Origin of the sequence: Nocardia sp. Root136 (assembly GCF_001427185.1) — a bacterium.
Lineage (GTDB): Bacteria > Actinomycetota > Actinomycetes > Mycobacteriales > Mycobacteriaceae > Nocardia > Nocardia salmonicida.
In genome coordinates this window covers 205349-219372 of record NZ_LMFE01000004.1, presented here as the reverse complement: position 1 = coordinate 219372, position 14024 = coordinate 205349, and the positions used below count along the sequence as shown (strand labels likewise).

Here is a 14024-nt window from a genome sequence, read left to right as displayed (position 1 = left end):
ATGACCAGCAGCGCGGCGGCGACGGCGGCGACGGTGGCGACGGTGGCGGAGCCGGTCAGGACCTGACCTCCTGCGCCAGCGCGACGATTTCGCGCGCCCGATCCACATAGCGGTGCCCGTCGGCCACCACGCGGCGGTGTCCGGCGTCGGCCACCGCGGCGACCCTGTCCGGTTCTGCCGCGCAGCGGTCGAGGATGTCGTGGAGTTCGTCGGTGTCGGAGAACAGGAAGCACTCGGTGGCGTCGTCGAGCAACTCGGCGTGCTCATCGGTGCGTTCGCCGACGAAGAGGCCACCGGCAGCGGGCACTTCGAACGTGCGGCAGGTGTGGGTGTCGCGGTTGTCGGAGTTCAGCAGCACCAGGTTCGCGCCGACCTGGGCCACCGCGGCCGAATACTGGGCGCCGTAGACCGCGCCGCCCACGTGCGCGCCGGTGGCGCGCAGTTCGGGGACCCGGCGCCAACCGGGCCCACGGACCAGCATGCGATCGCCGTAGCGTCCGGCCAGTTCGACCATCGCGGCGCGGCGGTCGGGACGGCACACACCGATGAAGCCGACCAGGTAGTCACGCCCGTCGCGGCGGGCGGTCCGGTGATGCCAGGCCGGATCGTAGGCACTGCGAACGAAACCGACGGCGCGGGCGCCGCGGGCCCGCAACTCGGGCACATTGTGGCGCTTGGTGGTGACCACGAGATCCCACTCGGATTCGTGCGCGAGGTAGGAGGGGGTGAGATTTTCCGGGTTCGCCACATCGTCGGCGCTGTAATGCACATGCAGCGCGGCAGGCAGATCGAGCAATCTGCGCTGGTCGAGATGGATTCCCTTGAACACGAACACCATATCGGGATCGAAGGCCTCAGCGCTACGTTCGATTCGCTCGTGTAATGCGCGCACCTGCCACGGCGCCCGTTCCCCCCGCGCTTTGGCATAGATCCAGGGCGGCGACAAACGGGTCGGCAGCGTGATCGCGGTCGAGTCGACGACGAGCACACTGTGGCCGGCCTGGCGGAAACCGTCGGCCAGCGAACGGGCGTTGCTGCCGATCCAGTCGTCGCCGATGAAGAGGATTTTCATGCGTGGTGGTCCTTGTTGCGCCGGTCGCGCAGGACCAGCATCCTGACCCGCGCGAGATACCAGGCAGCGACGGTGTATTCGACCAGCACGCTGCCGTAGACGAGGGTGTGTACCGAGTGGGTGCGGAAGGTCAGCCCGAGCGCGCAGGCCGCGATCACCGTGCCGATCACCGCACCGGTGAGCACACCGAAGGTGTCCTGGCGGACCGGCAGGATCGCGGTGGTGACGAACGAGGTGACGGTGGTGGCGGGCAGGATCAGGATCTCGATCCGCAACAGTGAGGTCGCGCCGAGGAATTCGGTGCCGAAGATCACTTCGATCAGGAAGGGCGCCGTAACCCACACCAGCGCGCTCACCAGCGCGGCCAGCGCGACGCACGCCGCGAGCACCCGCACGCTGTCACGCCAGAAGTTGCCGTCGGAACTGCGTCGCGCCAGGCGCGGCAGCAGGGCGAAACCGATCGGGTCGAGCAGCGATTGCAAGGCCCGCACGAGGCGATCGCCCGCCGAGTACAGGCCAAGGGCAGCCGCGTTGAGCACCACCGAATAGATCGCGGCGGCACCCTGGCCGTAGGTGGTGATCAGCAAGCGCGAGGCGAAAACCGGCGCGCCCGTGCGGAGCAACTCACCGACATCACGGGGTCGCGACGGTCGGCCGTACCGCCGGGAGGTGTCGATCCAGGTGGCCACGACCGTGGGCACCGACGACACCAGCAGGCACAACACCGCGACCTGAGCGCTCGGCAGGCGCGGCAGTATGCCGACCAGCAGGGCGAGATAGCCGAGCCGCCCGATGCCCTGATAGACCGTCGACGCGCCGAAACGGCCCTGCCCGATCAGCAGCCAGTCCTCCGACATCGACCAGAACCCGCCCGCGAACAAACCGAGCAGGATCATCTGCACCGGTTCGGGGACACCGAACACCAGACCGGCGACGAGCGCCAGCCCGAGGATCAGCAGCAGACTCAGCCGGACCGCGAGGTAATCGCCGCGCAACTGGTTGACGGCCGCGAACCGTGTCCCGGCACCGTGGTTGTCCTCGGCATCGGGCACCCGTGCGGCCATGAACGACGTGATGCCGAGGTCGACGATCAGCGAACCGATGAAATAGGCCGACATCGCCATCGCGAGCAGCCCGAGACCGTGCGCGCCGAGCACCCGGGCGATCAGCGGCACCGTGATGAAGGTGACCAGATACTGCCCGTACTTGCCGAAGCTGACGAACCCGATGTCGCGCAGCACAGCCAGCGGACCGGACTTGCTGTGTTTGCCCTCGCCGTCGGACCCGTGGTCGTCCTCGGGTCGGCGATGCGCGTCGTTCTCGCGGGGGACCGGCTGCACGTGTGGGAAGACGTCGGTGGTGACGCCGGCCAGATAGCGATCGTGCTCAGTCACCGCGGGTCACCATGGTGTCGAGGAAGTCGGCGACGGTGCGGGCGCTGGTGTGGATGTCGAAATCGCGCGCGCGGTCGCGGCCTGCCAGAGCCAGGCGGGCGCGATCGGCGGGGTCGTGGAGGAGGGTGTCCAGCGCGGCGGTGAGGGCGCCGACATCGCCACCGGGGACGAGCAGGCCGTCGACCCCGGTGTCGATGATCTCGGCGGGACCGCCCGGTCTCGCCGCGACCACCGCGCAGCCCGCGGCCATGCCTTCGACGACGACCTGCCCGAAGGGCTCCGGCAGCACCGAGCAGTGCACGAGGATGTCGGCGGTGGTGAGATATTCGGCGGGATCGTCGACATGGCCGGTGAATTCGGCGGCCACACCCAACTCGGCCGCGAGCTTCTCCAGCTGTGCGCGATACGTTTCCTCGCCGAAGAACGTGCCGCCCACCAGAACCACCCGGGCAGGCCGCACCCGCAGCGCGGCGATCGCGCGCAGGAAGACGTCCTGGCCTTTCCACGGACTGAGTCTGCCGACGACGACCACTACCGCCTCCGCGGCCGAGCGGGTACGCGGATCCGCTGGTGTCGCAGGCAGTTCGACACCGGGATAGGCGATCGCGGTAGACAGTCCAGCGGGCAGGGTGGCAGCGGTCGCGCGGCTGTTGGCCAGCTGTCCGCGGCACACGAGCCGGGCCAGCACGCGGATCGCCAGGGCCGGAATCCGGCCGAAGTAATCGGGGGAGACACGGTCGTGGACTTGCCACACCAGCGGAACACGCGCGCGGCGAGCGGCGACAGCGCCCAGGACCAGTGCCTTGGTGCTCTCGGCGACGACGACATCGGCGCGGGTCTCGGCGACCACCGCACCGACGGCCCAGCCCAACCGCAGCAGGGCGAGGAAACCGGTGAGCAGTCCGAGCACTCCGGTGCCGATGCGCATGGCGCGCGAGTCGAATCGTCCCGTGACGATTCGGGTCTCGATGTCACGTGCCCGCATCCGGGCCACCATCGGTCCGTCCTCGGTGTAGATCATGGTGACCTGATAGCGCCCCGTCGCGCGCAAGGCGTCGAGCAGTCGCAGGGTGGACAGTTCGGCGCCCGACGGTGCCGCGGTGTGTGCGAGGAAGACAGCTCGGGTCACCGCAGGTCCCGATAGAGGGCAGCGTGGCGGTCGGCGGCGATGTCCCAGGTGAAGGTCTGCGCGTGCGCGCGGCAGGCGGCCGGGTCGGGAACCGTGCCGTCCAGCGCGGTGACGAGCCGGGCGGCGAGCGCGTCGGGCTCGCCCGCTGGAACGACGAGGGTCGGGTCGAGGCCGCGCACGGCGTCGGGCAATCCGCCACAGTCGGTGACGATCGGTGCCCGCCCGGCGGCCAGGGATTCCAGGGCGATCAGCCCGAAGCCCTCCAGCGCGACGGTCGGGACAACGGAGACGGTGGCCTCGGCGTAGAGGTCGGTGAGTTCGTTGTCGCCGACCCGGCCGGTGAACTCGACGGTGCCCCCGAGCTCGGCCGCCGCGGCCCGCAGCTCCGCTTCGGCGGTACCGGTGCCGACGACGACGAGTCGGGCATCGGGATGGGCGGCCGACACCTGCGGCCATGCTCGCAACAACACGTCGATGCCCATGCGCCGCTCGAGCCTGCGCACGCACAACACGGTCCGGGTGGTGGCGGTGGTGTCGAGCGGCGCGGCGTGGAATCGGTCGAGGTCGACGCCGGGCGGGATGACCGAGATCCGGTCGGCGGGCACGTGGTAGTCGCGTTCGAGCACGTCACGGAAGTGGCCCGACAGCACGATGAATCGGTCGGCGCCGCGGTAACGCAGTCGTTCGAACAGGTACTTGGCCCGCACAGCACGGGCCGATTCGCCCGCCATCGCGCTCTCCTGCGCCCACGGTCCGTGGAAGTGGACCACGAGCGGAAGCTTCGACGTCGCGGTCCGGGCGAGGGGGCCGTAGAGGCAGAAGTGCCGGTCCAGGACGGTGCCGGGGGCGAGTTCGGAGCGGGCGAGCAGCGCGGTGCGGGTGCGGTGCAGTGTCGAACCGCCCGTCGGTCCCCACGATCCGGCGCCCGCGTGATCGGCGGTGCCGAACGCGGCCGCGGTCACCGCCATCTCCGGCTGCTGTGCGAGTGCTCGATACAGATCGGTGAAATACCGGTTGAGGCCGCCCGGAGTGGCACCGAACCATTCCGATCCGGTCATGTGCACACCAACCGTTGCGGTCGCAGTCGTCAACCTCCGCACCCTTCATCATGTGTCCCGCGAAGTGCATCCCGACCGGCGAATTCGCTATCGGCCCACAGTGTAGGGGAGTAACCACGTTCGGGCCCACCGGACGGCAGCCAGTCAGGGGGTGGGGTAGATTCCTCACCGGGGAAGGCGGGAGTGCAACAGGGCATTACCCGGTGACAGGGAGTGCGACGATGGTTTCCGCGTTGACGGTGTGTGTGCCTGCCTACGACGCCGAGCGGACGCTCGCGGTGACCCTGGAATCGGTGCTCGCCGAGGACGCCGACTTCGAACTGCTCGTCCTCGACAACGCCAGCGCCGACCGCACCGGCGAGATCGCCCGCTCCACCGGCGATCCCCGAGTGCGGGTGCTGCGCAACGAGTCGGTGTTGCCGATCGGGGCCAACTGGGATCGGGTGATCCGGGCCGCCTCCGGCGAACTGGTGAAAGTGGTGTGCGCCGACGACATCCTGCGCCCCGGCGCGCTGACCGAACAGTGGGCGCTGATGGCCGACTCGTCGGTCGCGATCTGCGCGGGACGCTTCGATGTGATCGATGAGCAGGGCGACTTGCTCGAGACCGACCTCGGTCTGCCGGGCCTGCTCGGTCGCCGCACGCCACGGGAACTGGCCAAGGTCATCGTGCGTCGCGGTCCGGCCGAGTTCGGTCCGACGGCCGCGGCGATGTTCCGGCTGGCCGACTACCGGCGGGTGGGCGGTCTGCGCCCCGACCTGGTGTTCCCGATGGATGTCGACCTCTTCGCCCGCGTCGCCACCGGTGGTCACTTCGTCGGTATGGAACGGATCGTCGCCGCGTGGCGCAACTCCTCGTTCAACCTGTGCAGCCGTACCACCACCAAGTCCAAGCTCACCGACATGTACCGCTTCCACCATCGCCTCGTCGTCGATCACCCCGAATTGGTGACGCGAGCCGACGTACTCACCGGGGACCTGCGCCTGGTCGGGCAGATCATGGAGCGCGTCCGGGTGCGGACCCTGGGCGCGGTCGGCGCGGTGCGCCCGGGCGAATGAGGCCCCGACCGGTGAGGTCGCAGCACCCCGACGGGTGACGGCCCGCCGGGGTGACGCCGATCAGATCGAGAAAGTCCTGCCGTAGGTGACGACGGTGTCGCCGGTGGAGCCGACGATCTTCACGAACGGGCGGACGTTGGTCTGGCCGAGCACACCGGTGACGGTGCCGTGGAAGCCCGAAAGGCGCAGCACACCTTCGGCTCCGGAGATTTCGCCACCGGCGACCTCGACCTCCCGGATGCCGGGGCCGAAGCCCGCGGCGAGTTCGATGCCCGCGCGCGGGATGAGGCCGTCGAGTTTGACGGTGGGGCCGTCGGCGCCGACCTCGAGGCCCAGGCTCGGGGTCGACCACTCGAACTCGAGCCTGCCGTCGAGGGTGGCGGGGTAGCCGACCTGATAGCCCACGATGAGGTGGCCGGACCAGGCCTCGGCCTCGGGGCCGGTGACCAGGTAGGACGCCGCGCCACTGTGGAACCACTCGCGGGTGAGCGGATTGCCGTCCAATGGTGCGACGAAGTCGATCCGGGTGTCGGACTGGACAGCTTCGACGGTGCGGTTCTTGCCGTCGAGAACAATGCTGCTGCTGTCGATTCCGGCAGCGGCAGAGCCTGCCCCCATGGCGAGACCGACCGCGATGGCCGATGCCATCGCGACCATCCGGAGCGCGCGCGGTGCAAGCACGGTGGTTCCCCTCATCAGAATTCTTCCCCTGGATACTCGCCCGCCGAACGTGCGTTCGACGCCGCGGCCCCCCTGCGATCCGGGCACCGGCCCACCGCGACACTGCGACGGTCCAGCGGTGACCTGAACTCGATCATGGTGCGGCGCTGGGCGATCCGAGTATCCCACGCCATCCGATCATGTGTCGGTCGGCAAAGGGTCACCTGGGACACAGCCACCGTGGGCGACTATCGCCGGCGTGGGCCCGCGGGGTCGTCGATCATCCATCGGCCGTCGAGTGCGGGCAGTGCGGCGCTCACCTCGGTGAACAGGTCCGGCAGCGTCAGCAGCACGAGGTCGGGTTCGGCGGCTACCAGGTCGGCGGGGGAGATGATGGGCACATCGGTGCCGGGCATCCGACGGCCCTGTTTACCGGGCGAGGCATCGGCGACACCGGCGAGCAGGCCACGGTGCGCGCCCGCCATACTCAGCAGGGCCACCGCCCGGGACGCGGCACCGTAGGCGAAAACCCGATGATGGTGTGCGGCAGTGTCGTCCAACCACGCCCGCAAAGCGCGGACGTGGCGGTCGACCGTGCGTTGCAGCTCGGCAGTGGAACCCAGCGCATCGGCTTCGGTCGCGAGCAGTTCGTCGACGGTGCTGTCCGGAGTGTGCTCGCCGTGGCGCACCGCGAGCAGCACGGTGCCGCCGTAGAGGTCGAACGCCCACGCGGTGACCACGCTCATTCCCGCAGCCCGCAGCAGCGTGCGCAGGGTGGCCAGTGAGTAGTACGCGAAGTGCCCGTGCCGCAACGCATTCCACTGCCCTTGCGCGACGATGGCGGCCAGCGAGTGGTACTGCACCAGCAGCACGCCGTCGGGAGCCGTCGCCGCGGCACGTGCCGCGAAGGCGGCCCGCTGATCGGGTTCGTGCATGATGCCGAAGCAGTCGAGCACCACATCGGCCGGTCCGCTGGTCTTCTCGGTGAAGCCGTGGGCGGCGAGCAGGGGCAGCCAGGTGCCGCCGTGCGGGCTGCCGAATTCGGCGACCGTCGAACCGCGCAACAGTCCGGCGGTATGCACCAGGCGCACTGCGTCCGCGGCCTGGTCGCGCAGTGCCTGCGGTTCGACGCCGCGGGGTTCGGCCGTGACGGTGTCGTCGTCGGCGAGTTGGGCCAGTCCGCAGGCCGCGCACTGGTCCATTCGTAGCGGATGGCCGGATTCGGTGTCGGCGATCGGAGCGTCACGTGGCGGAAAGTGGTCCGCAGCAGGGACCGACCCCAGGTCGAGTACGGGAGTGAGCGCGGTCTTCGCGCAGCCGCGGCATCGGCGGGTCATGGCAGGATGTCCTGGTGCGTATCGAGCGGACCGAATTGGCCGACGTGGTGGTACTCGTTCCCGAACCGTTCCGGGACGAGCGTGGACTGTTCACCCGCACGTTCGACGCGGGCGAGTTCGACGCCCATCTCGGGGTGCCGGGCGCGGCGGCGACCTTCGTGCAGGATTCGCAGTCGCGGTCGGTGCGCGGGGTGATCCGTGGCATGCACGGTCGCGGCGGGCGCGGTGAGGCCAAGCTGGTGCGGTGCGCGCACGGCGCCGTCCACGACGTGCTCGTCGACATTCGTCCCGGTTCGCCGACTTTCGGTGCGCGTCAAGCGTTTCGGCTCGACGACGAGCAGTTCCACCACCTGTACGTGCCGCCGGGATTCCTGCACGGATTCCAGGCACTCACCGAGATCGCCGACGTCTGCTATCGCATCGACCGACCGCACGATCCCGCCGAGGACCTCGGGGTCGCCTACGACGACCCCGAGCTGGCCATCGACTGGCCGCTGCCCGTCGGCCCGGTCTCCGCGCGCGACGCGCGGGCCGGGAGCTGGCCTGCGCTGCTGGCTACGCTGACGCCGACGCACTGATCCGGCGCAGCTGTGCATCGAGCACCCCGGAGTCGCACAGGCCCTGCAGATGCGGCAGCCGGGTGAATCGCCGGAAGAACGCGTCCGAGGTGAGCCCGCGCGCGGTGTACTCGGTGAACAGCTCGGCCGCACCCGCGGGCACCGTCCACTGTGCGTCGAAGCCGAGAACCTCACGCGCGTAGGAGAAATCGACCCGGTAGGACCGTGGGTCCGCGCCGCTCTCGCCGGTGATCAGCAGACGCGAGCCCGGTACCGCGTCGACCACCGAGGCGGCGATCTCGGCGACGGTCAGATTGTTGACCTCGGTGCCGATATTGAACGCCCGGCACGAGACATCGGCGGCGGGGGCGGTGAGGCAGGTGGCGAACGCGGCGGCGATGTCCGCGGCGTGGACCAGAGGGCGCCACGGGGTGCCGTCGGAGAGCACCTTCACCTCGCCGGTGAGCACCGCGTAGCCGACCAGATTGTTGAGCACGATATCGGCCCGCAGTCGCGGCGAGAACCCGAAAGCCGTGGCGTTGCGCAGGAACACCGGGACGAAATCGTCGTCGGCGAGGGCGGCCACATCGTCTTCGACGCGGACCTTGCTCTCGGCGTACGGGGTGATGGGCCGCAGCGGGGCGTCCTCGGTGACGAGTTCGGCACCGGCGGCGCCGTAGACCGAGCAGGTCGAGGCGTAGAGGAACCGCGAGACCCCGGCCTCTTTGGCGAGGCGGGCCAGACGCACCGACGCGTGATGGTTGATGTCGTAGGTGATCTCCGGCGCGAGGGCGCCGAGGGGATCGTTCGACAACGCGGCAAGATGGATCACCGCGTCGAAACCGCGCAGCTGTTCGACGGTCACCTCGCGCAGGTCCACCGCCGAACCCTCGGGGTCACCGGCGAATTCGCCGAGCACGCAGTCGGCGAAGTAGCCGATGTCCAGGCCGGTGACCTCGTGGCCCGCCGCCCGCAGCACCGGCACCATCACGGTGCCGAGATAGCCCTGGTGCCCGGTGACCAGTACCCGCATGTTCACGTCTGTTCCCATCTGATGATCGCTTTGTCGAGCACGAACGCCTCGGCATACGGTGCGTGGCACTGCACGCCACGCATCCGGGCCAGCCCGAGGAAGGCCTGTTCGTCGAACCAGTCGCGGCCCGTCTGCGACGGATAGTGCTCGTGCAGCAGTCGTGACTTCTGTTGTGCCAGTTCCTGACTCAACGGGTGGTAGAGCGTGGGAGTCGGGGTGTCGGTCTCCCATTTGAGGATTTCGTAGCCCAGGGTCAGGTGATCGCGGAACTCGGTCGGCACCAGTTCGGCGAGCAGGCGATGGTCCTGATGGGCGTCGCCACGATGCGGCGCGAACACCACCTCGGGTTCGCCACCACGACGAAAGTCCGCGAGCGCGTTCTTGATCCGGTCCCAGTGTGCCGGTGCGCGGCCGTCGGGCACATCGAGGACGTGCAGCTGCGGCTCGGTGCCCGAGCAGAACGCGGTCAGCGCCGCGCGCTCCTCGACCTCGCGGCCGGTGCCGCCGCCGGAGAGCACCAGGGCCCGCACCTCGACCTCGGGATCGGCGCCGGTGAGCGCGAGCAGTGTCGCCCCCATCCCGATCGCGATATCGTCGCAGTGCGCGCCGAGCACCGCGATCCGGCGTGGTGGGCGGGTGAACAACCCGATCACGGTCGGTCCCACACCATCCACGGCCGGGTGCCGTTGCGGTAGGCGTCGTCGAGTTCGGCGCGTTCCTTGAAGGTGTCGGCAGGCTTCCAGAAGCCCATGTGCTGATACCCGAAGAGCCTGCCCTGCCCGGCGAGTGCGCCACACGCGTCGGCCACCAGATCGCCGCCCGGCGGCAGGAGATCGAAGATCTCCTGGCTGAGTACGAAGTAGCCGCCGTTCTCCCACAGGGGCATCTGCGCCACCGGCACGATGTCCTTCACCTCGCCCGTGGGGGAGATGTCCACGCAGTGGAACGAGGACTGCGGTGGCACCACCATCATCGACGCGGCCGCGCCCGAGGCGTGGAAGCGTTCGATCATGGTGTCCAGCGGGGCGTCGGTGAGGACGTCGGCGTAGTTGGCCAGGAAGTACTCGTCACCGTCGAGGTGCTCGCGCACGCGGCGCAGTCGTTCCCCGATCGCGGATTCGACGCCGGTGTCGACGAAGGTGATCGACCAGTCGCTGATATCGCTGCCCAGCAGCTCCACTTCACCGTTGCGGATCACGAAGTCGTTGGACGCCGACTCCTGGTAGGTGAGGAAGAAGTTCTTGATGTGTTCGGCGCCGTAGCCCAGACACAGCACGAATTCCTTGTGGCCGTAGTGCGCGTAGTAGCGCATCACGTGCCACAGCAGCGGGCGCGGGCCGACCAGCTGCATCGGCTTGGGGACGACGTCGTCGGATCCGCCGCGCATGCGCATGCCGTATCCGCCGCAGAACAGGACGACCTTCATCGGTTCGTTCACTTTCCTTCGGAGTGTGCGCCGGCCGTGACCGGTTCGCTGATCATGGTGCCGCGATGCAGCACCGGCAGCGGATAGATCAGTTCGCCACCCCACTGGCCGACGTGGCTGAGTTGGGCGGTGATCTCGGTTTCCAGATTCCACGGCAGCACGAGCACCACATCGGGTTCGTCGGCGTCGATGCGCTCGGGCGGATGGATCGGGATGCGGGTGCCGGGGGTGTAGCGGCCGTGCTTGTAGGGATTGCGGTCCACGGTGTACTCGAGCAGGTCGGGCCGGATGCCGCAGTAGTTGAGCAGGGTGTTGCCCTTGCCTGGTGCGCCGTAGCCGACGACCCGCTTGCCCGCCGCGCGGCAGTCGAGCAGGAAACGCAGCAGCTCGTGGCGGACCGATTCCGCACGGGCGCCGAGCGCGGCGTATCCGGCGGGTTCGTGCAGGCCCGCTGCCCGCTCGAGGTCGAGGACCTCGCCGACCCGGGCGGTCGGCTCGGCGACGGCGTCGGGGCGTGCCCACAGCCGGATCGAGCCGCCGTGGGTGTCGAGCAGTTCCACATCGACGACGGTCAGGCCGGCGATCGCCAGCGCGCGCTGCGCGGAGTGGACGGTGTAGTACTGGAAATGTTCGTGATAGATGGTGTCGAACTGGCCGAGCTGGACCAGGTTCAGCGCGTGGTGCACTTCGATGCTGCACCAGCCGTCGTCGCTGAGCAGGGTGCGCAGCGCATGGGTGAACCCGCGCAGGTCGGGCACATGGGCGTAGACATTGTTGGCGACCACCAGATCGGCCGGACCGTGCTCGGCACGGACCCGCGCGGCCGAATCCTGTTCCAGGAAAGCCGTTTCCGTCGGCACGCCTGCCTCGCGGGCGGCGAGACCGACATTGACCGACGGCTCGATGCCCAGGCAGCGGATGCCGCGGGCGACCGCGTGGCGCAACAGGTAGCCGTCGTTGCTGGCCACCTCGACGACGAACGAATCGGGGCCGAGGCCGAGTCGCTCGGCGGTGGTGGTGACGAACTGCTCGGCGTGGCGGACCCAACTGTCGGAGAACGAGGAGAAGTACGCGTACTCGGTGAAGGTGTCCTCGGGGGTGATCAGCGCCGGGATCTGCAACAACAGGCACTCCTCGCACAGCCGCAGGTGCAGCGGATATGTCGCCTCCGGCAGGTCGAGCTCCTCGACGGCAAGAAAGCTCTCGCACGGCGGGGTGGCGCCCAGGTCGAGCACGCTCGTGAGCCGTTCGGAATCACAGAGTCGACATTGCACGTGGAGCCCACACCTTCTTGCACGTTCACCCAAGCTGTCACGGCTCATGCCGGTCATGCCGGAAGTCGGATAGACGGGCACAGACGTTACAGCGAGCCCGCCGGGGCGCCCCGAAACATCCGGGACAGAAATAGATTCGTGGTAATTTTCAGAGTTCGACCAGGTCGCTCCGGCACTGGCAAATTGCTGGCGAGGGCGACCATTCCTCACTCCTCTGTGATGCCGATCACTTGTGAAAGTGGTTTTCCTGCATTCATATCGAAAGGCGATAGCAATTCGGTGATAGCTGTCCGATTGCGCTGTGGCATGGCTAACTTTTGGAACCTGTTGTGGCCCTGAGACTTCGACAAGAATGCCTGGTGGGGCTCTGTAACAATCAGCTGGCGGGTATCGAATCGACGGGAAGTAGGACGGCCTCAACGGCCGCTTTCCGGTCGACGGGGATCGGGAAACGATTCGTCTCCCGAAGGGGAGGTGTGGGTTCATGAGCTACGAGCTCACTGGTAGTGGCGACGTCGATGTTGTCAACGGTGTCCAGGTGCTGCGCCGTACGCAGCGTGAGAGTTGGCAGACCGCGTTGGTCCAGCGGTTGGCCGTGACCGATGTGTTGGCGGTATTCGGCGCGGTCGGGGCCGCGCAGGTGATCCGCTTCGGTGGGCCCGCCGCGCCGCCACTGGCCTGGCCCCTGTCCTACGAGGTCGGTTACTCCGTGGTGTCGCTGGCCTTGGCCGTCGGGTGGCTGGCGCTGCTGCACGGGTACGGCAGTCGTACGCCGCAGGTGGTCGGTACCGGCAGTGAGGAATTCCGCAGGCTGGTGTCGGCGACGATGCGCCTGTTCGGTGTGCTGGCCATCCTGGCGCTGCTGTTCCGGGTGGAGGTCGCGCGCGGCTATCTCGCGATCGCGTTGCCCGCCGGGCTGCTCGCGCTGGTGGTAGGGCGCTTGGCATGGCGGTGGCGGTTGCGTCGGTGGCGCGCACAGGGCCGGTGCCACACCGCCGTGTTGGTGGTCGGTTCGCCGGAGGCCGCGCACGCGATGGCGTCCGCGTTCACCGGCGATCCCGGTTCCGGCTACCGCGTGGTCGGCGTGTGCGTGCCCGCGGGAGCCCTCGGCGCACAGTTCGATACGACCGGCAGCCCGTTGGTGCTCGGGGACGATCGCTCGGTGCTCGAGGCAGTGCGCCGCAGTGGCGCCGATTCGGTGGCGGTGGCCGCGACCGATCATCTCGGACCCGCCGAATTGCGGCGGATGGCCTGGGCCTTGGATCCGCTCGGCGTCGATCTGATCGTGGCGCCCGGTGTCGTCGACATCGCGGGGGTGCGGCTGACCAACCGGATCGTCGCGGGCATGCCGATGCTGCACATCGACCCGCCGCGCTACGGACGAGCGAAATCGAGTCGTAAAGCACTGTTCGACCTGTGTTTCGCCGCGATCGTGTTGGTGTTCATCGCACCGACCCTGGCCGCTATCGCGATCGCCGTGAAGATGACGAGTGCGGGACCGGTGTTCTACCTGTCGGAGCGGATCGGGCGCGACGGTATTCCGTTCCGGATGATCAAGTTCCGCAGCATGCTCGTCGACGCCGACAGCGCGGTGGAGGCGCTCATCGACCGCCACGGTGGAAATCCGTTGTTCTTCAAGGTCAAAGACGATCCGCGGGTGACCTCGGTGGGCCGGTTCCTGCGCAAGTACAGCCTCGACGAATTGCCGCAGTTCTTCAATGTGCTGCGCGGTGACATGAGCGTCGTCGGGCCGCGGCCGCAGGTGCAACGTGAGGTCGACAGCTACGACGGGGAGATGCGAAGGCGGCTGCTGGTGAAACCGGGCGTCACCGGGTTGTGGCAGGTCAGCGGTCGGTCGGATCTGTCGCCCGAGGATTCGGTGCGGCTGGATCTGTCCTATGTCGAGAACTGGTCGATGGTGCTGGATCTGGCGTTGATCGCGCGCACCATCGGGGTGGTCACCCGCGGTGACGGCGCGTACTGAAAAGCGGGGTGGTGAGTCGACTCACCACCCCGCTTCGGTATC

13 protein-coding genes are annotated in these 14024 nt (G+C 68.5%); 3 read left to right on the top strand and 10 right to left on the bottom strand.

Annotated elements, in window-relative coordinates:
* Positions 1–55: 55 nt before the first annotated feature.
* From ASD42_RS16715 to ASD42_RS16700, 4 genes are all read right to left on the bottom strand, one after another.
* Positions 56–1072, bottom strand: coding sequence for a CgeB family protein (locus ASD42_RS16715; RefSeq protein WP_056817678.1), 1017 nt, complete (start codon positions 1070–1072; stop codon positions 56–58).
* Positions 1069–2319 (bottom strand): oligosaccharide flippase family protein, encoded by a 1251-nt coding sequence (locus tag ASD42_RS16710; protein WP_056817735.1) that lies wholly within the window; start codon positions 2317–2319, stop codon positions 1069–1071. Before ASD42_RS16710 ends, ASD42_RS16715 begins: the two co-directional genes overlap by 4 nt.
* Before the next feature lie 139 nt (positions 2320–2458).
* Complete coding sequence (locus ASD42_RS16705; RefSeq protein WP_056817676.1) at positions 2459–3595, bottom strand: glycosyltransferase family 4 protein; 1137 nt, start codon at positions 3593–3595, stop codon at positions 2459–2461.
* A complete protein-coding gene (locus ASD42_RS16700) occupies positions 3592–4653 on the bottom strand; it encodes a glycosyltransferase family 4 protein (protein WP_056817675.1) in 1062 nt (353 codons plus the stop codon). Before ASD42_RS16700 ends, ASD42_RS16705 begins: the two co-directional genes overlap by 4 nt.
* A gap of 221 nt (positions 4654–4874) precedes the next feature.
* On the opposite strand from ASD42_RS16700, the gene ASD42_RS16695 reads away from it, so the two are divergent.
* Positions 4875–5711 carry a glycosyltransferase family 2 protein gene (locus ASD42_RS16695; RefSeq protein WP_056817674.1) on the top strand — a complete coding sequence of 279 codons (837 nt, stop codon included), beginning with the start codon at positions 4875–4877 and terminating at the stop codon, positions 5709–5711.
* A 60-nt stretch (positions 5712–5771) separates the two neighbouring features.
* Here ASD42_RS16695 and ASD42_RS16690 read toward each other — a convergent pair whose 3' ends face one another.
* Positions 5772–6407, bottom strand: coding sequence for an MspA family porin (locus ASD42_RS16690; RefSeq protein ID WP_084787174.1), 636 nt, complete (start codon positions 6405–6407; stop codon positions 5772–5774).
* 212 nt (positions 6408–6619) lie between these two features.
* Positions 6620–7708, bottom strand: a complete 1089-nt coding sequence (locus ASD42_RS16685; RefSeq protein WP_056817673.1) for a class I SAM-dependent methyltransferase — start codon at positions 7706–7708, stop codon at positions 6620–6622.
* 14 nt (positions 7709–7722) lie between these two features.
* Between ASD42_RS16685 and rfbC the strand changes: the two genes are divergently transcribed.
* On the top strand, positions 7723–8286 hold the full coding sequence (gene rfbC, locus ASD42_RS16680) for a dTDP-4-dehydrorhamnose 3,5-epimerase (protein WP_056817671.1): 564 nt from the start codon (positions 7723–7725) through the stop codon (positions 8284–8286).
* Here the strand turns inward: rfbC and ASD42_RS16675 are convergent.
* The 4 genes from ASD42_RS16675 to ASD42_RS16660 are packed head-to-tail and all read right to left on the bottom strand — an operon-like array spanning position 8264 to position 11998.
* Complete coding sequence (locus tag ASD42_RS16675; protein ID WP_056817670.1) at positions 8264–9298, bottom strand: NAD-dependent epimerase/dehydratase family protein; 1035 nt, start codon at positions 9296–9298, stop codon at positions 8264–8266. The two genes, rfbC and ASD42_RS16675, sit on opposite strands and share 23 nt — an antisense overlap.
* A 2-nt stretch (positions 9299–9300) precedes the next feature.
* The gene (locus ASD42_RS16670) at positions 9301–9951 is read right to left on the bottom strand and encodes a PIG-L deacetylase family protein (protein WP_056817731.1); all 651 of its coding nucleotides are present in this window, start codon (positions 9949–9951) and stop codon (positions 9301–9303) included.
* Complete coding sequence (locus ASD42_RS16665) at positions 9948–10724, bottom strand: hypothetical protein (protein WP_056817729.1); 777 nt, start codon at positions 10722–10724, stop codon at positions 9948–9950. Before ASD42_RS16665 ends, ASD42_RS16670 begins: the two co-directional genes overlap by 4 nt.
* Positions 10725–10732: 8 nt before the next feature.
* Positions 10733–11998, bottom strand: coding sequence for a class I SAM-dependent methyltransferase (locus ASD42_RS16660; protein ID WP_056817669.1), 1266 nt, complete (start codon positions 11996–11998; stop codon positions 10733–10735).
* Between the two features lie 484 nt (positions 11999–12482).
* On the opposite strand from ASD42_RS16660, the gene ASD42_RS16655 reads away from it, so the two are divergent.
* On the top strand, positions 12483–13982 hold the full coding sequence (locus tag ASD42_RS16655) for a sugar transferase (protein ID WP_056817667.1): 1500 nt from the start codon (positions 12483–12485) through the stop codon (positions 13980–13982).
* Positions 13983–14024 lie beyond the last annotated feature (42 nt).

Excerpts from the sequence above, each read along its gene's own strand:
- ASD42_RS16715 (WP_056817678.1), bottom strand. The coding sequence starts at position 1,072 with ATGAAAATCCTCTTCATCGGCGACGACTGGATCGGCAGCAACGCCCGT.
- ASD42_RS16700 (WP_056817675.1), bottom strand. The coding sequence starts at position 4,653 with ATGACCGGATCGGAATGGTTCGGTGCCACTCCGGGCGGCCTCAACCGG.
- ASD42_RS16695 (WP_056817674.1), top strand. The coding sequence starts at position 4,875 with ATGGTTTCCGCGTTGACGGTGTGTGTGCCTGCCTACGACGCCGAGCGG.
- ASD42_RS16690 (WP_084787174.1), bottom strand. The coding sequence starts at position 6,407 with ATGAGGGGAACCACCGTGCTTGCACCGCGCGCGCTCCGGATGGTCGCG.
- ASD42_RS16685 (WP_056817673.1), bottom strand. The coding sequence starts at position 7,708 with ATGACCCGCCGATGCCGCGGCTGCGCGAAGACCGCGCTCACTCCCGTA.
- ASD42_RS16675 (WP_056817670.1), bottom strand. The coding sequence starts at position 9,298 with ATGCGGGTACTGGTCACCGGGCACCAGGGCTATCTCGGCACCGTGATG.
- ASD42_RS16665 (WP_056817729.1), bottom strand. The coding sequence starts at position 10,724 with ATGAAGGTCGTCCTGTTCTGCGGCGGATACGGCATGCGCATGCGCGGC.
- ASD42_RS16655 (WP_056817667.1), top strand. The coding sequence starts at position 12,483 with ATGAGCTACGAGCTCACTGGTAGTGGCGACGTCGATGTTGTCAACGGT.